The sequence below is a fragment of the Pseudoduganella dura genome, assembly GCF_009727155.1.
Lineage (GTDB): Bacteria > Pseudomonadota > Gammaproteobacteria > Burkholderiales > Burkholderiaceae_D > Rugamonas > Rugamonas dura.
This window is the reverse complement of sequence record NZ_WNWM01000002.1, coordinates 3,548,065-3,569,203: the sequence shown is the minus strand read 5'-3', so window position 1 is coordinate 3,569,203 and position 21,139 is coordinate 3,548,065. Positions and strand designations below refer to the sequence as shown.

19 protein-coding genes and 1 pseudogene are annotated in these 21,139 nt (G+C 64.6%); 14 read left to right on the top strand and 6 right to left on the bottom strand.

Going from position 1 to position 21,139, the window contains the following annotated elements; genetic code table 11:
* The first annotated feature begins 157 nt into the window (after positions 1-157).
* Positions 158-643 carry a bacterioferritin gene (gene bfr / locus GJV26_RS15600; RefSeq protein WP_155709631.1) on the top strand — a complete coding sequence of 162 codons (486 nt, stop codon included), beginning with the start codon at positions 158-160 and terminating at the stop codon, positions 641-643.
* A 10-nt stretch (positions 644-653) separates the two neighbouring features.
* On the opposite strand, the gene GJV26_RS15595 is transcribed toward bfr, so the two are convergent.
* Both GJV26_RS15595 and GJV26_RS15590 read right to left on the bottom strand, forming a co-directional pair.
* Positions 654-1,622, bottom strand: coding sequence for a PfkB family carbohydrate kinase (locus GJV26_RS15595; protein WP_155709630.1), 969 nt, complete (start codon positions 1,620-1,622; stop codon positions 654-656).
* 106 nt (positions 1,623-1,728) lie between these two features.
* On the bottom strand, positions 1,729-2,340 hold the full coding sequence (locus GJV26_RS15590) for a glutathione S-transferase family protein (RefSeq protein ID WP_155709629.1): 612 nt from the start codon (positions 2,338-2,340) through the stop codon (positions 1,729-1,731).
* A 137-nt stretch (positions 2,341-2,477) separates the two neighbouring features.
* Between GJV26_RS15590 and purB the strand changes: the two genes are divergently transcribed.
* From purB to GJV26_RS15555, 7 genes are all read left to right on the top strand, one after another.
* Positions 2,478-3,851, top strand: coding sequence for an adenylosuccinate lyase (purB, locus tag GJV26_RS15585; protein WP_155709628.1), 1,374 nt, complete (start codon positions 2,478-2,480; stop codon positions 3,849-3,851).
* Between the two features lie 149 nt (positions 3,852-4,000).
* A complete protein-coding gene (locus tag GJV26_RS15580) occupies positions 4,001-4,525 on the top strand; it encodes a cytochrome b (protein ID WP_155709627.1) in 525 nt (174 codons plus the stop codon).
* Positions 4,526-4,543: 18 nt separating this feature from the next.
* The gene (locus GJV26_RS15575) at positions 4,544-5,086 is read left to right on the top strand and encodes a YceI family protein (RefSeq protein WP_155709626.1); all 543 of its coding nucleotides are present in this window, start codon (positions 4,544-4,546) and stop codon (positions 5,084-5,086) included.
* Between the two features lie 114 nt (positions 5,087-5,200).
* The gene (locus tag GJV26_RS15570) at positions 5,201-5,761 is read left to right on the top strand and encodes a YceI family protein (RefSeq protein ID WP_155709625.1); all 561 of its coding nucleotides are present in this window, start codon (positions 5,201-5,203) and stop codon (positions 5,759-5,761) included.
* Between the two features lie 108 nt (positions 5,762-5,869).
* Positions 5,870-6,079 carry a helix-turn-helix domain-containing protein gene (locus tag GJV26_RS15565; RefSeq protein WP_155709624.1) on the top strand — a complete coding sequence of 70 codons (210 nt, stop codon included), beginning with the start codon at positions 5,870-5,872 and terminating at the stop codon, positions 6,077-6,079.
* An 11-nt stretch (positions 6,080-6,090) separates the two neighbouring features.
* Positions 6,091-6,606 (top strand): Clp protease N-terminal domain-containing protein, encoded by a 516-nt coding sequence (locus GJV26_RS15560; RefSeq protein WP_155709623.1) that lies wholly within the window; start codon positions 6,091-6,093, stop codon positions 6,604-6,606.
* A gap of 138 nt (positions 6,607-6,744) precedes the next feature.
* Complete coding sequence (locus GJV26_RS15555) at positions 6,745-7,800, top strand: acyltransferase family protein (protein WP_155709622.1); 1,056 nt, start codon at positions 6,745-6,747, stop codon at positions 7,798-7,800.
* A gap of 168 nt (positions 7,801-7,968) precedes the next feature.
* On the opposite strand, the gene GJV26_RS15550 is transcribed toward GJV26_RS15555, so the two are convergent.
* On the bottom strand, positions 7,969-9,105 hold the full coding sequence (locus tag GJV26_RS15550) for a hypothetical protein (RefSeq protein ID WP_155709621.1): 1,137 nt from the start codon (positions 9,103-9,105) through the stop codon (positions 7,969-7,971).
* 220 nt (positions 9,106-9,325) lie between these two features.
* Here GJV26_RS15550 and GJV26_RS15545 point away from each other — a divergent pair, with 220 nt between their 5' ends.
* The 3 genes from GJV26_RS15545 to GJV26_RS15535 all read left to right on the top strand — a co-directional run bounded on the left by GJV26_RS15545 (position 9,326) and on the right by GJV26_RS15535 (position 12,677).
* Positions 9,326-9,595 (top strand): GlsB/YeaQ/YmgE family stress response membrane protein, encoded by a 270-nt coding sequence (locus GJV26_RS15545; protein WP_155709620.1) that lies wholly within the window; start codon positions 9,326-9,328, stop codon positions 9,593-9,595.
* A 180-nt stretch (positions 9,596-9,775) separates the two neighbouring features.
* A complete protein-coding gene (locus GJV26_RS15540) occupies positions 9,776-11,932 on the top strand; it encodes a S46 family peptidase (protein ID WP_155709619.1) in 2,157 nt (718 codons plus the stop codon).
* Between the two features lie 187 nt (positions 11,933-12,119).
* A complete protein-coding gene (locus GJV26_RS15535) occupies positions 12,120-12,677 on the top strand; it encodes an NADPH-dependent FMN reductase (protein ID WP_155709618.1) in 558 nt (185 codons plus the stop codon).
* A gap of 3 nt (positions 12,678-12,680) precedes the next feature.
* Here GJV26_RS15535 and GJV26_RS15530 read toward each other — a convergent pair whose 3' ends face one another.
* Both GJV26_RS15530 and GJV26_RS15525 read right to left on the bottom strand, forming a co-directional pair.
* Positions 12,681-13,394, bottom strand: coding sequence for an MBL fold metallo-hydrolase (locus tag GJV26_RS15530; protein WP_155709617.1), 714 nt, complete (start codon positions 13,392-13,394; stop codon positions 12,681-12,683).
* A gap of 95 nt (positions 13,395-13,489) precedes the next feature.
* The gene (locus GJV26_RS15525; RefSeq protein WP_216643134.1) at positions 13,490-14,425 is read right to left on the bottom strand and encodes an MBL fold metallo-hydrolase; all 936 of its coding nucleotides are present in this window, start codon (positions 14,423-14,425) and stop codon (positions 13,490-13,492) included.
* 165 nt (positions 14,426-14,590) lie between these two features.
* On the opposite strand from GJV26_RS15525, the pseudogene GJV26_RS15520 reads away from it, so the two are divergent.
* The 3 genes and pseudogenes from GJV26_RS15520 to GJV26_RS15510 all read left to right on the top strand — a co-directional run bounded on the left by GJV26_RS15520 (position 14,591) and on the right by GJV26_RS15510 (position 19,039).
* Positions 14,591-16,287, top strand: a pseudogene (locus GJV26_RS15520) (M14 family zinc carboxypeptidase).
* 70 nt (positions 16,288-16,357) lie between these two features.
* Positions 16,358-18,532, top strand: coding sequence for an FUSC family protein (locus tag GJV26_RS15515; RefSeq protein ID WP_155712508.1), 2,175 nt, complete (start codon positions 16,358-16,360; stop codon positions 18,530-18,532).
* Positions 18,533-18,697: 165 nt separating this feature from the next.
* Positions 18,698-19,039, top strand: a complete 342-nt coding sequence (locus GJV26_RS15510) for a YkgJ family cysteine cluster protein (RefSeq protein ID WP_155709616.1) — start codon at positions 18,698-18,700, stop codon at positions 19,037-19,039.
* Here the strand turns inward: GJV26_RS15510 and GJV26_RS15505 are convergent.
* The gene (locus GJV26_RS15505) at positions 19,036-21,111 is read right to left on the bottom strand and encodes a TonB-dependent receptor family protein (RefSeq protein WP_155712507.1); all 2,076 of its coding nucleotides are present in this window, start codon (positions 21,109-21,111) and stop codon (positions 19,036-19,038) included. The genes GJV26_RS15510 and GJV26_RS15505 overlap by 4 nt on opposite strands.
* Positions 21,112-21,139 lie beyond the last annotated feature (28 nt).

The window sequence follows — 21,139 nt, the reverse complement described above, 5'->3', positions numbered from 1 at the left end:
GTTGTGTTGAGGTAAGACGCGAATGATAATGGTTTTCATTTGCTTTCGCAACGCCATTTACACCAATTTGTCCACAAAAGCAAGCACTTAGCCTCGCTTCCAGGTGCCATCTGTGGCAAAATGCCACGATCGACAAACATCAAGAAAAGGCTTCCCCATGAAGGGCGATAAAGACGTCATTCGTCTGCTGAACGCACAGCTGACGAACGAGCTCACCGCGATCAACCAGTATTTCCTGCACGCGCGGATGTACAAGCACTGGGGCCTGGCCAAGCTGGCCAAGAAGGAATACGAGGAATCGATCGGCGAAATGAAGCATGCCGACAAGCTGATCGACCGCATCCTGATGCTGGACGGCCTGCCGAACCTGCAGGCGCTGCACAAGCTGCTGATCGGTGAAAACACCCAGGAAATGCTGGAAGCGGACCTGAAGCTGGAACGCGGCGCGCACGTGACGGTCGTGGAAGGCATCGCCCAGGCGGAAAAGGTGGGCGACTACGTGTCGCGCGACCTGCTGCTGGAAATCCTGCAGGATACCGAGGAGCACATCGACTTCCTGGAAACGCAGCTGGACCTGATCGGCAAGGTCGGCATCCAGAACTACCTGCAGACGCAGATGGCGCCTGCCGACGAACAGGGCTGATTCAGCCTGATCAGGCCGGGCCGCTGCCGGAGGCAGCTGCCTGGTTCGGCTCGCGCGCCCACTGGTCCTGCCAGCGGGCATAGCACGACAAATCCTGCGGCACCGCGCCCGCGTAGCCGCAGGAAGCCGCCGCGAACGCATTCGCGCGCGCCAGCGTCCGTTCCATCGTCCAGCCGCGCAGCCGGCCCAGCAGGAACACCGCGTTGAACGCATCCCCCGCCCCCACCGAATCGACGAAGCACTCGCTGCTGCCCGTGCCGTGATCGGCCAGGTGCGCGCCATCGGCCGACAGGTACAGGGCGCCGCGCGCGCCCATCGTGACCACCAGCGCCGATAGCGAGAAGTTGTGCATCATCGCGCGGCACTCGGTATCGACCGAGATGCACTCCATGTTCACCGTATCCGGGCAGGTGTGGCAGTACCACTTGAACAGCTGCTGCAATTCCTCTTCGTTGACCTTTACGATGTCCGCCTGCTGCAGCGAATCGAACACGATGGCCTCGTCCACGTGGCCGGCACGCAGGTTCAGGTCGAGGAAACGCACCGCATCGGTCTGCTCCAGCAGGCCATGCAGCGCGGCGCGCGAGACGGCATCGCGCTGCGCCAGCGTACCGAAGCAGAAAATGCCGGGGCGGGCGGCCTGCACCGCGGCCAGCGCGGCCTCGCCGTCGATATGGTCGTAGGCCTGGTCGGGCACGATCGTGAAGCGGTGGCTGCCGTTCGCTCCCACTTCCACGTGCACGCTGCCGGTGGGTTCGCCGGCGCCGGTCTGCAGTCCGCTGTCGGACATGCGATAGCGCCTGAATTCGTCGCGGATCAGGGCGCCGTTGGCGTCAAGGCCGATGCGGGTGACCATCGTGACGGGAAGGCCGAAGCCGGCCAGGTGCCGGGCGAGATTGAACGGCGCACCGCCGGCCACCCGCAGGCTGCTGAAATCATCCACCAGTGCTTCGCCGAAAACCGCTACAGATTGTTCCATGGCCGCCCCGCTCTATCGTGACGCCACAGTGTAACGCAATGGTTTGCGTCCCGACGCGCGCGCGGCCGGGCGCCGTTGCGAACCGCCGCGGTTCCCGTTGGAATACTTAAGCCTGCGGAACCGTATCGCGGAACGACGGCCGCTCATGCAGCCTGTCGTACAGCCGTGCCAGGTTCGGATGCGGCGTACGCCAGTCGATCTCGGGAAAGCGGAAGCTCAGCCAGCCGAGCGTGCAACCTGCTGCCACATCGGCCAGCGAGTAATGATTGCCGGCGCACCAAGGCGCGTCGGACAGCCGTTCGGACAGGGATGCCAGGCCGCGTGTCACCTTCGCCAGCTGGCGCTCGATCGCAGGCTCGCTCTGCAGCCCGGCCGGGCGCTGCGTGCGTTCGGCGCGCACGGCGGCGGCGGCATCGACTACGCCATCGGCCAGCGCCTCCCAGTTCTTCACGTCCGCCCGCTCGCGGCCGTTCTGCGGCAGCAGTTTGCAGACAGGCGTGAGCGTATCGAGATATTCGACGATCACGCGCGAGTCGTACATCACGCAGCCGTCCTCCATGACCAGGCAGGGCACCTTGCCGAGCGGGTTGACCAGGTGGATGCTGGTGTCGGCGCTCCACACGTTTTCCAGCTGGATCTGGTAATCGAGCTTTTTTTCCGCCAGCACGACGCGCACCTTGCGCACATAGGGACTGGCAAGCGAACCGATCAGTTTCATGGGAGCACCCGTGAGAAGTAAAGTCCAGTATAGCATCGCGCCCGGCGGCACCGTGGCCACGGGGGCCGTGACGGCGGTGGTCAAAAACAAGGCACTTGAATGGTAAAATCGCACTTTTCCCTGCCTCTCTCTTCTCCATGACCACTCCATATTCCACGTTGTCGGCCCTGTCCCCGCTGGACGGCCGCTATGCCGCCAAGACCGACAAACTGCGCCCCATCCTGTCCGAAGCAGGCTTCATGCACCACCGCGTGAAGGTTGAAATCGCATGGCTGCAGGCGCTGTCGCTGGCAGGCTTCGCCGAGATCAAGCCGTTCTCGGCCGATGGCGCCGCGCTGCTCGACAAGCTGGCCGCCGACTTCTCGGAAGCCGATGCCGCGCGCATCAAGGAAATCGAAGCCGTCACGAACCACGACGTGAAGGCTGTCGAATACTGGCTGAAGGAACAGGTGAAGGACGTGCCGGAACTGGTGGCAGCCTCCGAATTCATCCACTTCGCCTGCACGTCCGAAGACATCAACAACACGTCGCACGGCATGATGCTGAAGGCCGCGCGCGACGGCGTCATGGTGCCGGCCCTGAACGGCCTGGTGGCCCGGCTGAAGGAGATCGCACACGTCAATGCCGAGCTGCCGATGCTGTCGCGCACGCACGGCCAGACGGCCAGCCCGACCACGCTGGGCAAGGAGTTCGCCAACGTGATCGCCCGCCTGCAGCGCGCGATCGAGCGCATCGCCGGCGTGGAAATCCTGGGCAAGATGAACGGCGCCGTCGGCAACTACAACGCGCACCTGTCCGCCTACCCGTCGTTCGACTGGCCGGCATTCTCGAAGAACGTGATCGAACAGCGCCTGGGCCTGACGTTCAACCCGTACACGATCCAGATCGAGCCGCACGACTACATGGCCGAACTGTTCGACGCCTTCGCCCGCGCCAACACGATCCTGCTGGACCTGAACCGCGATATCTGGACCTACGTGTCGCTGGGCTACTTCAAGCAGAAGCTGAAGGCCGGCGAGATCGGTTCGTCGACCATGCCGCACAAGGTCAACCCGATCGATTTCGAGAACTCCGAAGGCAACCTGGGCCTGGCCAACGCCGTGCTCAAGCACCTGTCCGAAAAGCTGCCGGTCTCGCGCATGCAGCGCGACCTGACCGATTCCACCGTGCTGCGCAATATCGGCGTGGGCCTGGGCTACACGCTGCTGGCGTATGACAGCTGCCTGCGCGGCCTGAACAAGCTGGAAGTGAACCCTGCGCGGCTGGCGGCCGACCTGGACGCCAGCTGGGAAGTGCTGGCCGAGCCGGTGCAGACGGTGATGCGCCGCTACGGCATCGAGAACCCGTACGAACAGCTGAAGGAACTCACGCGCGGCAAGGGCATCACCAGGGAAGCGCTGCAGGAATTCGTCGGCAAGCTGGCCATTCCGCAGGAAGCAAAGGACCTGCTGCTGGCGATGACGCCGGCCAGCTACACCGGTATCGCGGCGCAACTGGCCAAGGCGATCTAAGGCCGCTCTCACCATCGGCCCCTATGACGGCAGCTCCTTATCCTGTAGGGTAAGGGCTGCCGTTTTTGCATGCTGCCAGCAAAATTTCGGTTTCTTTGCTACAGTGACGCTGCGTTAGTTCTAACGCGTACTAAATAAGAGGATGTCCGATGGAACGCTACACGAGAACCGCCATGGCGCTGCACTGGCTGATCGCGCTGCTGATCGTTGCCGCCTTCACGCTGGGGCTGGTGATGGTCGACATACCCGGCTTCACGCCGACCAAGCTGAAATACTTTTCCTGGCACAAGTGGCTGGGCGTGACGGTGCTGGCGCTGGCCGCGCTGCGCCTGCTGTGGCGCCTCGGGAACCGGCCGCCGCGGCATGCTCCCGGCATGGCAGCCTGGCAGACCAGGGCGGCCGACGGCACGCACGTGCTGCTGTATATACTGATGTTCGCCGTGCCGCTGTCCGGCTACCTGTACACCACGGCGGCCGGCGTGCCGGTCGTCTACCTCGGGCTGTGGCAGATTCCTTCCCTGTTCGAGGCGGATACCGCGCTGAAGGCCACCCTGAAGCCGGTTCACTACTGGCTCAACATGGCGCTGGCCGCATCCGTGGCGATGCACGTGGCCGCCGCGCTGAAACACCATTTCGTCGATCGGGACGATGTCCTGAAACGCATGCTTCCCTAACCTACCGGAGCCCCATTCATGAAGAAAATCCTGCTCGCATCCCTGGTCGGCCTGTCATTGACGGCCGGCGCCGCCGTACTGAAGACCGATCCCGCGAAGACCACCGTCTCGGCCACGTTCAAGCAGATGAACGTGCCGGTCGAATCGAAGTTCAAGAAGCACCACGTGGTCATCGACTACGATGCCGCGAAGCCGGACGCGTCGAAGGCCACGGTGGAAGTCGAAACGGCCAGCCTGGACATGGGCGACCCGGAATACAACGCGGAAGTGGCGAAGAAGGAATGGTTCAACTCGGCCCAGTATCCGAAGGCCACCTTCGTTTCGTCGTCGATCAAGCCTGCCGGCGCCGGCAAGCTGAACGTTACCGGCAAGCTGACGATCAAGGGCAAGGCCGCCGACGTCACCTTCCCCGTCACCGTGAAGACCGAGGGCGGCAAGCAGGTATTCGACGGCGCGGTACCGATCAGGCGCCTGGCCTACAACATCGGCGAAGGCGAATGGAAGGACACCGGCATGGTGGCCGATGAAGTGACGATCAAGTTCCACGTCGTTTCACAGTAATACCTTTCGCAGTAATACCCTGCAGTAATACCTTGCAGTAATACTTTATTAACCGCGCAGCGCCGGCTGCGCCGCGTTGTCGAGCAACGAGCCCATTCACCCGAAGGAGACCGCATGAAATTCACGCTGATCGCTGCACTGTTCGCTGTTACCGGCCTGGCAAGCGCCGCCACCTACAATATCGATCCGAGCCACACTTACCCGAGTTTCGAGGCGGATCACAAAGGCCTGTCGCTGTGGCGCGGCAAGTTCAACAGCACAAAGGGCACGATCACGATGGACCGTGCCGCCAAAACCGGCAGCCTGGACATCACGATCGACACGACGTCGATCGATTTCGGCCACGAGAAGATGAACACCCATGCGAAGTCGCCGGACATCTTCAACGTCGAGAAATTCCCGACCGTCACGTACAAGGGCAAGTCGTTCAAGTTCAACGGCGACCAGCTGGTATCGGTCGACGGCGAGCTGACGCTGAACGGCGTGACCAAGCCGGTGGAACTGAAGGTGGACCGCTTCAAGTGCGTGCAGGATGCCCGCCTGAAGCGCGAAGTGTGCGGCGCCAACGCCACCGCCGAGTTCAAGCGCACCGATTTCGGCATCAACTTCGGCATCCCGAACTTCGCGCCGGAAGTGAAGCTGGCGATCCAGGTCGAGGCGATCGCCGCGGAATAAGCTGTTCCGGCCCCTCGCAAGCCCCGCCCCGTGCGGGGCTTTTTGTTTCTAAAAACCACGCCGTCATCTTTTGTTGACGGCACCAACATCGTCAACTAAGATTGACGAATGATCGATACCCACTCTCTTCCCCGTCCCGACGACCCCGCCGAAGCGCTGGCGGCGGTCGTTGCGCTGCGCCTGGCCGCGGACCAGCTCGAACGCAAGGCCGTTGCCCAGGCCATTGCCCAGGGCTGGTCCTGGAGCCAGGTGGCCGATGCGCTGGGCGTCTCGAAACAGGCGGCCCACAAGCGCCTGGCCCCATTGATCCAATCCTGAAAGGAACAACCATGCTGCAGCGTCTGAAACAGCGCATCGCCGACATGCGCACGATCAAAAACCTTTGCGAGAGCGCCGAACGGCACGCCAATGCAATGGGCGAAGGCGAACCCGGCCCCGAGCATTTCCTGCTGGCGGCGCTCGATCTGCCGGACGGCCTGGCGCGGCGCGCCTTTGCCCGCGCCGGTGCCGATCCATCCCGGCTGCAGGGCGGCATCACGGCCGCGCATGGCACCGCGCTAGCGGCCGCCGGGATCGATCCAGGCCTGCTTGCCGGCGATGCGCCGGTGCCGCCCGGGAGCGGCGTGTACCGGGCGAAAGGTTCGATGGAAGCCGTGATGCGCGCGCTTGCCGAATGGCCGCGCGCAGCCGGCGAGCCGCTGACGGGCGCGCACGTGGCGGCCATGGTCGCCTCCGGTTCGCACGGCACGGCCGCGCGTGCACTGACGTTACTGGGTATCGATGGCCCGGCGCTTGCCGCCGCCGCCCGCGCCGAAATCGACGAGGCAGCGCGCCGCGTCGCGTAGCCGCGCCCCGCTTCCTGCCGCACTGTTGTTCCAGCGCGTGTTTCCACTGCCGAGTACTTGATTGGCGGCTGATACCGTCGTACATTTGGTTATAAAAATGACAAAACTATTTTATAACCAAACTAAACGGGGAACGTCATGGGGATGGCGCGGCACCAGAACAACTTCAACCTGTTGCGCTTGCTGCTGGCACTGCTCGTGCTGCTGTCGCACGCGCCGGAACTGCAGGATGGCGACCGCCACCGCGAGCTGCTGACGCAGCTGTTCCATACCCTGTCGTTCGGCGAACTGGCCGTGGATGGCTTCTTCCTGCTGAGCGGTTACCTGATCGTGCAAAGCTGGGATCTCGACCCCATGCCCGCACAATTCCTGCGCAAGCGGATGCTGCGCATCTATCCCGGCTTCATCGTGGCCAGCCTCGTCTGCATCTACATCGTGGCGCCGCTCGGTGCCGATGCCGGGCGCTACTTCCGCGACCTGTCGACAAGTACCGTCGCGCTTTGCCTGGCCGTGCTGCACGGTCCGATCACGCCCCCCGTGTTCGAAAGCCTGCCCGAACCACAGGTGAATGGCTCGATGTGGACGATCATGCGGGAGTTCGCCTGCTACCTGGCGGTCCTGCTGCTGGGTGTATCGGGTGGTATCCGGCACCGCGGTGTGTGGCTGGCACTGACGGTGGCCGGCTTTGCGGCTTACCTGTATGCATCGTTCAACCTGCCGCTGCCGTGGGCGCCGCTCGGCCTGTTGCTGAACGACCCGATCGTGCGGCTGGCCTCCCTGTTCTTTGCCGGCGGTTGCTTCTACCTGTTCCGCGACTGCTATCGCTTCACACGCCGCGGCGCGCTCGTATCGGCCGCGCTGCTGCTGACGCTGATGTTCTCGCGCCGCTACGCGGAGCTGGGGTTGGCCACATTCGGCGGCTACCTGCTGTTCTATTTTGCATTCCGCCCGATGTGGCTGACAGAAACGTTCAACAAGATGCCGGATATTTCGTATGGCGTCTACCTGTATGGCTGGCCGGTACAAACGCTGTTACTGGCCTACCTGCCGCCGCTGTCGCCCTGGGCGATGCTCGGCCTCGCCTGCCTGGTCGTGCTGCCTGTCAGCATATTGAGCTGTTATCTCGTGGAACAGCCGATGCTGAAGCTGAAGAACGCGAGGCGGCGTGCCGTCACCGCCGGCGCGAGCCTTTAGCGCGAGGCTGGACAACCGTCCTGCGACCGTCTGCGAAGGCAGTTCACGAAGGTGGATTTTACGACGGTGGGTTTTACGACGGTGGGTTTTACAACGGAAAAACGGCCGGAACCCTTTCAGGTTCCGGCCGTTCTTATCGATGAAGCGTGTTGAAACGCTTACTTGCCGTTACTTCCCGTCTTTATCCCAGTCGCCCGGCAGCTTGCGTTCGACGCGGTCCCACGCGGCGCGGGTGGCGCTTTTCGCTTCTGGCCACGACAGGCGCGACTGGCCTTTCGAGCGTTCCCAATCGCTCTGCAGGCTGGTCTCGTTGGCGTTCCAGTCGCCGCGATAGTTGGCGCGGCTGTTATAACCCAGCGAGTAGGCCGGATCGTAGTCGTTGTACTCGTATGCCGGGTTGAAATACGACTCGTTGCGGTGCTGGGTTTCCCAGTACGATTTTTCCTCGGCCGGGTTGACCAGGCCGCCGACACCCTTGCCGGTCGCGCCGCCCGCCAGTGCACCGATCGCGCCGCCTGCGGCCATGCCGATCGGGCCGGCCGCCGCACCCAGTGCCATGCCGGCCATCGCGCCGCCGCCAGCACCGACGCCGGTGGCCAGGTGATGGTCGCTCAGGTCATCGCCGGATTTCGGATTCACGACTTCTGCCGCGCCCTTGCCGGCCAGGCCGCCCGCGATACCGCCGACAACGGCGCCGGCCGCCATGCCGATCGGGCCGCCGACCGTACCGGCCGCCAGGCCAGCCGCCGCGCCACCCGCAGCACCGAGACCGGTGCCGATCACGTGCTGGCCGGCACTTTCTTTCCAGCTCGATTCGATGTGCGCCGCATCTTCATCGGAGCGCGCGTTCACGCCCATCACGATGCCGCCGCTTTTCAGGCCTTCTTCGTAGTGCTGCACCCGTTCTTCAGGGATGCCGGCACCGATCAGCGCGCCCAGCAGGCCGCCGGTCAGGCCACCGGCACCGGCACCGGCCAGCGCGGCCGCCACGGGGCCGGCAATGACGAGGCCCAGTCCCGGCAGCACCAGCGAGGTGCCCACGGCGGCCACTGCCGCCAGTGCGGCACCGATCGCGCCACCGACACCGGCACCGATGCCGGCGCCTTCGGCAGCCTTGCTGCCCAGTTCAGTTTCAATCTCTTCGCCGCCGCTGAAGTAGCGTTTGCGGGTTTCATCGGACATCAGGACATTGATGTCGTCCTTGCTGTAACCACGCGAGGTGGCGTGCTGGTATGCACGCTCGGCGCTGTCTCGGTCGTTGAACAGGCCGGTGACCAGGCGGGAATTCTGATTGGTTTGGCTCATGGCTGTAATCCTTTCAATTAGGTCGAATCGACACAGCCACAATAAGCCCACAAAGGTGCGCCATCTGTACGTTTCCGCACCAAGAACGCGCATGGAAGCAATCGGGATCGGAGCGTTCGCTGGCGCACGGACCGCGCACGTGTGCACCCCTACACTTTTCTAACGGCAGGGCTGAAACGGCCCCGTCTCTTTTCTCAACGTTATAAATAGGGGAACGAGCATGAACTTCATCATCTGGATCGTTATCGGTGGCATCATCGGCTGGCTCGCCAGCCTTGTAATGAAAACGGACGCCCAGCAAGGGCTGTTCCTCAATATTGTGGTTGGTATCGTCGGCGCACTGCTCGGCGGCTGGCTGCTCTCGCCCCTGTTCGGCACGGGCACCATCAATGCCGACGATTTCAGTCCACTCTCGCTGTTGGTGTCGTTCCTGGGCGCCGTCATCCTGCTGGCAATCGTGAACCTCGTCTTCCGCGGACGAGCACGCTAACCAGGCATGCGCAGCATGAAGCCGGCCTGCGGGCCGGCTTTTTTATTGCCCGTTCACCAAATTTCGTGTGGTTTTTGCACGCAATTTCCCGATTGACGAATATGGGTGCGTTCCGGATACTTGCACGCTGCTGCAGACCGGCAGCGATCCAGGACGTATCAACCCATACGAAAAACACGCATGAAAAAAACACTTCTCGCGCTCGCCATCATGAGCGCCACCTCCGCCTGGGCGGATGAGGGCATGTGGATGCCACAGCAATTGCCGCAGATCGCCAAGCAGTTGAAGGCCGCCGGCCTGAAGCTCGACCCGAACAGCCTGACGCGCCTGACCGAATTCCCCGGCGGCGCCATCGTCAGCCTGGGCGGCTGCTCCGCGTCGTTCGTGTCGCCGCAGGGCCTGGTGGTGACCAACCACCATTGCGTGTACAACAGTGTGGCGCAGAACTCCACGCCGGAACGCGACCTGCTCGCCAACGGCTTCGTGGCCCATTCGCTGGCCGAGGAACTGCCGGCAGCGCCCGGCACGCGCGTGTTCGTGACCAAGGAAGTGCTGAACGTGACCGACCGGATCGTCACGCCGGAAGTGGCCAAGCTGTCCGGCAAGGCCCGCAGCGACGCGATCGAGCAAAACCAGAAAACGCTGGTGGCGGCCTGCGAGCAGGATCCCGGCCATCGCTGCACCGTGTCGTCGTTCTACGGCGGCCTGGAGTTCTACCAGATCAAGCAGCTGGAAATCCGCGACGTGCGCCTGGTGCACGCGCCGCCGGCCGGCGTGGGCAAGTTCGGCGGCGATACCGACAACTGGATGTGGCCGCGCCACACCGGCGACTACGGCTTCTACCGCGCCTATGTCAGCAAGGATGGCAAGGCCGCCGACTACAGCAAGGACAACGTGCCTTACGTGCCGAAGCACGTGCTCAAGCTGGCCACGGAAGGCGTGAAGGAAGGCGATTTCGTGATGGTGATGGGCTACCCGGGCCGCACCAACCGCCACCGCCTGCCATCGGAAGTGCAATTCACGTTCGATCATTCCTACCCGTCGTTCGTCAAGGCCTCCGCCGAAACGCTGGCGATCATCGATCGCGAGACCAAGGACAACAAGGACCTGTCGCTGAAATACGCGGGCCAGGTCGCGGGCATCAACAACTACTACAAGAACCGCCAGGGCATGATCGATTCCTATGCCAACAGCGACTTCCTGCAGCGCAAGACGGCCGAGCATGAACAGCTGAAAACCTGGATCAATGCCGATGCGAAGCGCAAGGCCGAATATGCCGACGACATCGCCAAGGTCGAGCACCTGATCGCCGAGCGCGATGCCGGTGCCAAGCGCGACTTCAACTACAGCTATTCGCAGCCGCGCCTGCTGACGACGGCGCGCACGATGTATCGCCTGGCCAATGAAACGCAAAAGGCCGATGCCGGCCGCAAGTCCGGCTACCAGGTGCGCGACGTGCCGCGCATCAAGTCCGGCGTGACGTCGCTGGTGCGCACGTTCGATCCGAAGGTGGACAAGGCGATCGCCCTGCACCACCTGAAGAACTACCTGGCACAACCGGCCGCCGAGCAGAAGCCGGCGTTCAACGCGGCACTGGGCATCCGTGCCGGCATGAGCGACGCGGAACTGTCCGCGGCGCTCGACAAGCTGTACGCCGGCACGAAGCTGAACGATGCCGCCGAGCGCGACACCTGGCTCGGCAAGAAGCCGGCCGACTTCCAGGCCAGCAACGATGCCTTCATCAAGGCCGCCGTGGCGCTGTACGATACCGACATGAAGGAAGAAGCCGCCGACGAAGAACTGGCCGGCAAGCTGCAGCAGGCTTACGGCAGCTACATGAAGGCCAAGATCGCCTACATGAAGTCGAAAGGCCAGGCCGTCTACCCGGATGCGAACAGCACGCTGCGTGTTACCTACGGCAACATCGCCGGCCGCGCCCACGGCGCCGACGGCACCACGTGGACCGCGTTCACCACCGTCAAGGGCGTGCTGGCGAAGCACACCGGCACGGGCGAATTCGACGCGCCGAAAGCGCAGCTGGACGCGATCAAGGCCAAGGACTTCGGCAAGTACGTCGATCCGAAGCTGAAGACGGTGCCGGTGAACTTCCTGGCCACGCTGGACATCACGGGCGGTAACTCCGGCTCCGCCGCGCTGAATGCGAAGGGCGAGCTGGTCGGCCTGGCATTTGACGGTACGCTGGATTCGATCATCTCGGACTGGGATTTCAACAAGGCCAACACGCGCGACATCCAGGTCGACCTGCGCTACATGCTGTGGAACATGAAGCATGTGGACAAGGCCGACAACCTGCTCAAGGAGATGGACGCCCTGTAAGCGATCGCGCCTTCACCGAAGCCACGCACCGCAAGGGCGTGGCTTTTTTTATGGCGCACTCCCTCTTCCGGCAGAACCGCGCGCCTGCCATGGGGCGCCGGACAAGCCGATCGGGCCGCGCATTCGTGCATGCACTGCCGGCTTGAGGTACATTGTATTTTTTACACGCAACTCTCAGGAGAAAAGCATGGCAAAGAAAGTCGCTGTCCTCGTCGGCAGCCTGCGCAAGGAATCGTTGACCCGCAAATACGCCCAGGCGGTCGCCAGATTGCTGCCGCCGTCGCTGGAAGCGGAACTGGTGGAGCTGGACCTGCCGCTGTACAACCAGGACCTGGACGATGCCAACGCGCCGCCGCAGGCGTGGACCGCGTTCCGCGACAAGCTCAAAGGCGCCGACGCCGTGCTGTTCTTCACGCCGGAGTACAACCGCACGATTTCCGGCGCGCTGAAGAACGCGATCGACGTCGGTTCGCGCCCCTGGGGCCAGAGCGTGTGGGACGGCAAGCCGGCCGCCGTGGTGTCGCAATCGCCGGGCGCCCAAGGCGGCTTCGGCGCCAACCACAACACCCGCCAGGCCGTGGTATTCCTGAACGTGCCGGTGATGCCGGCGCCGGAACTCTATATCGGCGGTTCGCCCAACTACCTGGCCGAGGATGGCAGCATCAACAACGAACAGACGAAGGAACTGATCGGCAAGTTCGTTGCCGCATTCGAGAAGTGGGTCGAAGCGAACGCGAAAAAATAAGCCTTACTGGCAGGACGGCGAGCCGAAGCGGTACGGCTCGCCGCGCGCGACAGGGTGAGCCGGCACCGGCCCGCGGCCGTCCTTCGCCATCGCCAGCAGCAGCGGCGCGCCGCCCTGGCGCAGCAATGCCAGCCGGGCGCCGGGAAAGCGCTCCGGAATCAACCCGATCTCGAATGCCGACAGCTCGCCGTGGTTGACGAGCACCCGGCACGCCGGCCCGAAATCCAGCATGGCCGCCAGCATCGCCGGGCGCATGCCGCGCGGATCGGGCATCGACGTGACGCGCAGCCGCGTATCGCCTTTGCGGATCGTCATGCCATCCCATGTATCGAGCGGATAGACGCTATGGATGCCCTGGCCGCGCAGGCGTTCCGCGTTGCCGCTCATCGTCACCACGGGCCGGCCGCCCCACCCCGCTCCCGCCACGCCGCCCCAGTCGGGATTCGACAGCAGCACCAGGTCCGCCCCGGCGATGTCCGGCGGCAGCGGGCCGCCGTCGGCGCCCGGATCGATCAGGATGGACAGCCCGCGCACGCGCAGCAGCGCGGTGGCCGTGCCGAAAAACTGCACCATGCCGCCGGGATCCTGGCGTGCCGCGCCGGATGGAATCGTGATCCGGTAGCGGGGCACGTCGGCGGCACTGGCGCATGCCGGCGCCAGCGTGGCGGACAACGATAGCGGCATGAGCAGCGAAATGAACGCGAACGGCATCTTCATCGGAGCCTCCTGGAAAGCTCCACAGATACCATGCGCAGCGGCAAGCGAAGATGAACTGCCGCAAAGATCGAGAGCGGGCAACATTGCCCGCGCCGTCAGCGCGCCGGCGCCACCGGCGCGAACCGGTAGGTTTCGCCGTGCTTCAGGTAAGTGACTTTCTCCGCCAGTCCGGCTTCCCGCACCGCTTTCTCGAAATCCGGCAATGGCGACTTGAACACGTCGTAATCGTTGTAATGGATCGGGATCGCGCGCCGCGGCGCGATCAGCTTGAGCATCCTGACACCCTCCGCCGCATCCATGGTCACCGTCACGATGCCGAGGATACGGGTACCGCCCAGGTGCAGCAGTGCCAGGTCGGTACCGGGGAAGCGACGCGGGATTTCCTCGATGTCGCCATAGACCATCGTGTCGCCACTGATGTAGATGCGGTACCGGCCCGGTGTGGAAGAGAAATCGAGCATGGTCCCCATGACCGGGGGCAGCAGGGCCGCCACCGCCACCGGCCCGTGGCGGCCCGGCATGGCCGTCAGGCGCAGCGTGGTGTCGCCCTTCGTTACCTCCACGTCCTGCCAGGTGCCGAGCCCGATCACGGCCGTGAAGCCCAGCTCGCGCAGTTCGGCCGCCGCCGGCCCGGTCGTGATGATCGGCGTCGACCGCTTCAGCTTCTCGCGCACCAGCTTGTCGAAGTGATCGTCGTGCAGGTGCGACAGCAGCACGAAGTCCACGGGCGGCAGGGCATCGAATTCGATTGCCGGATCGGTCTGCCGCTCGGAAGTCAGGCCGTAACCCAGGTGCACGTGCTCGCCCTTGTGCAGGAAGTTCGGGTCGGTCAGGATGGTCAGGCCGCCGTAGCGCAGCAGTACCGTGGCGGTGCCGATGAACTGCACCGAGTGCTCGGCCTGCGCCGTCGGCGTGCCTGCCGGGATATTCAATGTAAAACGTGGCGCCGTGACCGGCTGTTGCGCGGCGGCAGCGCTGGCAATCGCCAGGGTGAACAGTATTTTGGCGGCGAAAATCATCCATCGTTTCATGGCCTTCCCTCCTCGATACGGCCTTGATAGCACGGTTCCCGGCTCGCCGTCCGCACGTTTCCCGGCCGTTGTATTGCCCTTGCCACAAATGCTGCGATGCTACAATCGCGGCTCGGCCGCCTACCCGGTGCCACCGTTCCCGTCAATGTTCCTGAGATCCAGATCATGTCCCCCGAATTGCTTGCCCCTATGCTCACGCCTTACGAAAAAGGCAACCAGAACCAGACCACGCTGTGGACCGAATGCATCGCGTTCTACGAAGAACTCGCGCGCCGCTTCCCCAACGTACTGCGCTTCGGGCAGGCCGGCGTGTCCGATGGCGGCATCCCGCTGCATGTGGGCGTGGTGAGCGCGGACGGCGTGTTCGACCGCGAGGAAATCCGGCGCGCCGGCCGGCCGGTCTTCTTCAACAACAACGGCATCCACCCGGGCGAACCGGAAGGCATCGACGCCTGCATGGCGATCGTGCGCGATTTCTGCTTCGACCCCGCCAGGCTGGCCACGCTGGGCAATACCGTACTGCTGTTCGTGCCGGTCTATAACGTGGATGGTGCCCTGAACCGCGCCGGCACGTCGCGCCCGAACCAGGAAGGGCCCGAGCTGTTCGGTTTCCGCGGCAACAGCCGCCACCTGGACCTGAACCGCGACTTCATCAAGTGCGACACGCTGAACGCGCGCTTCTTCAACGAGCTGATCGCCGCATGGGACCCGGACGTGATGGTGGACACCCACACCTCGAACGGTGCCGACTACGCGTATACGATGACGCTGATCCACACCCAGGCCGACAAGCTGGGTTCGGGCCTGGGTCCGTTCCTGCGCGACACGATGCTGCCGCACATCTTCAGCGGGATGGAAGCGCGCGGCTGGCCCACCTGCCCGTACGTGAACCCGGTGCGGGAGACGCCGGACGACGGCATCGCCGAATTCCTCGAAGTGCCCCGCTTCTCGACCGGCTTCACGGCGCTGCACAACGTCATCGGCTTCATGCCGGAAACGCACATGCTGAAACCCTTCAGGGACCGCTATGAATCGATGCGCGCCCTGCTGGACGTGACGCGCGAATTCACCGTGCGGCATGCCGGGGAAATCCAGCGCCTGCGCCGCGAAGCGAAGGCGGCGCAGCGCCGGCAGCGCGAATGGACCGTGACGTGGAAAATGTCCGACACACCGTCCACGTTCCGCTTCAGGGGCTACGAGGCGCGCGCCACGCCAGCGTGCTGGGCAACTACACGCGGCTGTCGTACGACCGCACCAGGCCGTACGAAAAGGACATCCCGTACTACAACCGCTTCCTGCCCGACGCCGTGGTGCGCGTGCCGAAAGCCTACGTGATCCCGCAGGCCTGGCGCGAAGTCGTCGAGCGCCTGCAATGGAACGGCATGGAGATGACGCGCGTGGAAACGCAGCGGCAGGTCGAGGCCCGCTATTATCGCATCGGCGAACTGGCGACCCGCGCCACGGCCTACGAAGGCCACATGTTCCACGACACCGTCGACGTCGAGGAGCGCACCGGCACCTTCACCCTGAACCCCGGCGACTGGATCGTATCGCTGGACCAGGACAACGCCCGCTACGCCGTCGAAACGCTCGAGCCGCAGGCGCACGACAGCTTCTTCCGCTGGGGATTCTTCAACTCGGTGCTGGAAAAGAAGGAAGCGATCTCCGACTACGTGTTCGAAGACCTGGCCGTGCAACTGCTCGAGGAAGAGCCGCAGTTGCGTGAACAGTTCGACGCATGGAAGGCGGCCAACCCGGAAAAGCTGTCCGACCAGGAAGCGGTGCTGCACTTCATCCTGCACAACTGCGCGCGCCATGCGGAGCCGGAATGGCGCCGCTATCCGATACTGGGCCTGCTGTAAGGGGACGGGTCCCATGTCCCAGGCTCCCATCTCCCAAGCCCCCACGTCCCAAGCCTCCACGTCCCAACCTCTGCACTATGCACTGAACCCGCGCACCTTCTTCTACAGCCACTACTTCCACCTCGGCCTGCGCTTCGGCGCGGGCCTGATCGGCATCATCTGGCTGACCCTCGCTTTCGCCGACATGACGACCGCGATGTCGGTCGGCATCGGCGCGCTGTGCACGGCGCTGATGGACATGCCCAGCCCGTTGCGCCACAAGTTCAACGAGATGCTGGCATCGGTGCTGCTGTGCAGCCTGGTGACGCTGGTGGTTAGCCTGTGCGTGCCGTACTTCTGGCTGCTGATCCTGGTACTGGTGCTGCTGTCGTTCTGCGCCAGCATGATGATCGTGTACGGCAAGAAGTCGATGCCGCTGCAGCTCGCCACGCTGTTCATCATGACGATGTCGATGGAGCACCACCTGACGCCGCTGCAGGCGCTGGCGCACGCCGGCCTGTTCACGCTGGGCGGCATCGCCTATCTCGCCTATGCGATGGGCATTTCATGGCTGCTGCGCCACCGCATCAAGCAGCAGGTGCTGGCCGAGGCCCTGTTCGAGCTGGCGGCCTACATCGACATCAAGGCCGACTTCTACGACACGCGCTACAACCTGACGGAACAGTTCAACAAGCTGGTGCGCCACCAGGCGCTGCTGGCGGACAAGCAGCAGGCCTCGCGCGACCTGATCCTGCGCGCGCACCAGAACCGCAAGGACGCGATCGTGGTGCAGATCCACGTCTGCATGCTGGACCTGTACGAGCAGATCCTGTCGACGCACACCGACTACGGCGCGCTGCGCGTGCACCTGGCCGATTCGCCGGCGCTGGAAGCGCTGCGCGCCCTGGCGTTCAAGTGCGCGCGGGACATCGAATCGGTGGCTTACGCCGTCACGCGCAAGCGGGCGTCGTTCCAGGCCATCGGCTACGAGCCGGAGCTGGCGGCGATCGATGCCGAGCTGGCCGAGCTGCAGCGCCGCGTGGCGGCCGGCAAGCCGGCGCAGGAAGCGCTGGCCGTGCTGCGCGCGCAGCGCAACAAGGTGCGCGCCATCGTCAACATGGTCGGCGAACTGCACGGGGCCAGCCAGAAGGCCTACGACAGCACGCCGTTCTGGCTCGATGCCGACATGCAGCCTTTTCTGTCGCAGCAGAAGTACGAGCTGCAGGTGCTGCTGTCGCACTTCCGGATGGATTCGCCGATATTCCGCTTCTCGCTGCGGGTGGCGATGGCGATCGCCGTGGGCCTGGCCATCGGCACGCTGCTGCCCTACTCGGCGCACAGCTACTGGATCATCCTCACCATCGTGATCATCCTGCGGCCCAGCTTCTCGATGACGAAGCAGCGGCGCGGCGACCGCATCGTGGGCACCGTGATCGGCTGCCTGATCGCGGCCGTGATCCTGCTGTTCTTCAACCACCCGGCCGTGATCCTGACGGCCCTGATCCTGGCCACGATCGCCACGCCCACGTTCGTCTACCTGCGCTACCGGTACACGGCGATCGCGGTCTCGATCATGATCCTGCTGCAGATGAACCTCGCTGCCGGCGGCAGCTTCCAGGCGATCACGGAGCGCCTGGTGGATACGTTCATCGGCGCGGCGGTGGCCACCGTGTTCAGCTTCGTGCTGGCGAGCTGGGAGTACCAGAGCGTGCCGAAGCTGATCCGGCAGGTGCTGGCCGCGAACGGCCGCTACATGGAGGCGGCCTACGAACTGTTGCAGGGCAAGAGCCGCAACGACTTCCCGTACCGCATCCAGCGCAAGGGGCTGATGGATGCGCTGGCGATGCTGAGCGCCGCGATGGTGCGCATGCTCGACGAACCGGCCAGCAAGCGCCGCGCGGTGGAAGACATCAACCTGTTCATCGTGCAGAACTACCTGCTGGTGGCGCACGTGGCGGCGCTGCGCGCGATCCTGCGCCGCCACGTGAAGGACATCCCGGCGCGCGAGGTCAACCGGATGCTGGCGGGCAGCCACGTGCAGGTGGGCCGCACGCTGGCCAATGCGCTGGCGAAGCACGGCGTGAAGACGCCCCTGCCCAGCCTGGCGGAGGACCTGGCATGGTCGGAAACGATCGCGCCGGCCGGCTCCACCGACTGGCCCGGCTGGCCCGTGGTGCAGCGACGGGTACGCCTGCTGCATGCCGACGCCGAAAAGATCCTGGTGCACAGCGAGGCGATCGAGCGGAACGTCGTAACGGCTGGCTGAAGCCGGCCGGTGCCGCCGGTGCCGCCTTATTACCTCTGGTGTCGGGCACCGGCATCTCGGGGTCGGACACCGGTTTTCGCATCCAGTACCCGTGGGCTCCCGGCGCCCCCGGCCGTGGTCATAATGCTATCATTCCAGGTCGAGCGATCATTCAACCCGAGAGCGATGTCCGATACCACTTCCGACGTTTGCCAGGACTGCGGTGCCTGCTGCGCGCATTACCGCGTGTCCTTCTACTGGGGCGAAAGCGATGCCCATCCCGGCGGCACCGTGCCCCGTCGCATGACCATTCCCGTCACGCCGCACCGCATCGCCATGCGCGGCACTGAAAAGTCGCTGGCGCGCTGCATTGCGCTCGAAGGGGAAGTGGGCCGCCATGTCGGCTGCACGATCTATCCGCTGCGCTCGAGCACCTGCCGCGAATTCGCCGCGTACACACCCGAGTGCGACAAGGCGCGCGGCGCGTACGGACTCGCGCCGCTGGCCGAGCCGGCGCTGTCGCCCTAGAACGTCATCCGCGCCTGCACGTAGGCGGTGCGGGGCGCGCCCACCATGCGGCCCAGGTTGCCGTCCACGTTGCGCGTGTAGTAGCGCCTGTCGGCCAGGTTGTTCACGCCGGCCAGCAACTGCACGCCCGGCTTGCCGGGCATCTTCCAGCCCGCCTGCGCGTTGACGGTGCCAAAGCCCGGGATGCGGCCAACGCCGCCATTCGCGCTTTCCGCAATCGTGTTTTCGGCATCCGAGAACTGCCGGCTCTGCGCGGTGGCCGAGAGATCGGCCGAGAACGCGCCCGCTTCGTAGCGGGCACCGAGGGTGGCCGTACGGCGCGAGTAGAACGGCACGTCCAGCCCGGCGGTGGCGCCCGACTCCTGGATGGCCTTCGTGTAGTTCCAGTTGGCGTAGGCTGCCAGCCCTTCCAGCGCGCCCGCGAAACGGTAGTCGACGGCGGTTTCGATGCCTTCGTGCTTTGTCGCGCCGATGTTGCGGAACGTGGCCGGCGTGGTGCCCGGCACCTGCAGGATCTGGTTGTCGAAGCGCAGGCGGTACAGCGTGGCCTCGGCCGCCAGGCCCCGCGCTTTCCAGCGCGCGCCCAGCTCGACGGTCTTGGCCAGTTCCGGCCGCAGCGGGTTGGCGGCGGTCTGGGAATTGAGCTGGGTGTTCTGCACCGGGCCGAACGACGTGCCGTAGTTCGTGAACACGGTCAGCGCCGGCGCGGCCAGGTATGCCACGTTCAGCGACGGCAGCGCCTTGTCGTTCGAGGTATCGAACGTGCGGTTGCCGCTGCGGTCGGTGCGCCGCGAATCGATCTTCTCTAAGCGCACGCCGGGCGTGACGCGCCATGCGCCGTATGCGATGCGGTCGTCGACATAGAACGCGTGGGCGTCGGTCTCGTTGTCGAACGTGGCGATGGCGCCCTGCACGCCGGTGGCGACAGCGACCGTGTAGCTGTTGTCGTCGCCCCGTTCGCGCAGGTAGCGGTAGCCGGCCGTCACGTCATGCGTGGTGGCGCCCCACTTCACGCGCTGCGTGTAGCGCGGTTCCACGCCCAGCACCTCGTAGTTGCGGGGCTGGTACGTGATGGCGGTGCGGCCGGCATTGATCAGCGCGCTGCTGCGCGCGCTCTCGTTGTAGTAGACCTTGACCTCCGCCTCCTGCGTGGCCGAGATCGTGTTCAGGTAACCCAGGTCGATGCCCTTGCGGTCGCCGTCCCAGTAATCGGTGGGACGCGTGTTCCGGAACGGGTCGGCGTTGTACTGCGCCACCGTCAGCCCGCCGGGCGTCATCGACTTCACGTCGTAGTACGACAGCTTGCCGTAGACGCTTGCGCCGGCCCCCAGCAGGTAGCGGAACTTCAGCGCGACGTCGTTCACCTTCTCGTCGCTGCCGGCGCGCCAGCCGGTGCCGTCGATGCCGGAGTACAGCAACGCGATGCCGAGGCCGTTGTCCAGCTGGCTGGCGACGAACGCGCTGTACTGCGTGCTGTGGCCGCCTTCGCCGAAGCGGTTGTAGCGGACCGACGCATCGCCGGCCTGGCCGGGCGCTTCGGGAATCGAGCGTGTCGCGAAGTTGACGATGCCGCCCACGTTCTGCGGACCGTAGCGCACCGCGCCACCGCCGCGCACCACGTCGATCGACTCGATGTTGTTCAGGCTGACCGGCGCGAACGACAGCTGGGGCTGGCCATACGGCGCCACCGCCAGCGGCACGCCATCGAGCAGTATCGTCGAACGCGGCGAATAACGGCCGGTCAGGCCGCGCACGCCGATGTTCAGCGAGATCGCGCTGCCGGCGGTGCCCGAATTGTCCGTGCTCTGCACACCCGGGATGCGGCGCAGCACGTCGCCGATGCTGGCCGCGCCCGTCGCCTCGATGTCGTCCTTCTGCACCACCGTGCGCGCACCGGCAAAATTCTTGACGCTGTTCTGCAGGCCGGAGCCGAGCCAGTTGCCCGTCACCGTCACGGTTTCCAGCGGCTCGTTTGCCTGCTGGGCGACGGCGGTGGAGGGAACAACGGCAAACGCGGCGCAGATGGCGGCGGCACAGAGGGACAGGCGGAAGGGCTGGGCAGGCATCGGCATCTCGGAAATATTGACCAAATGAAAATGA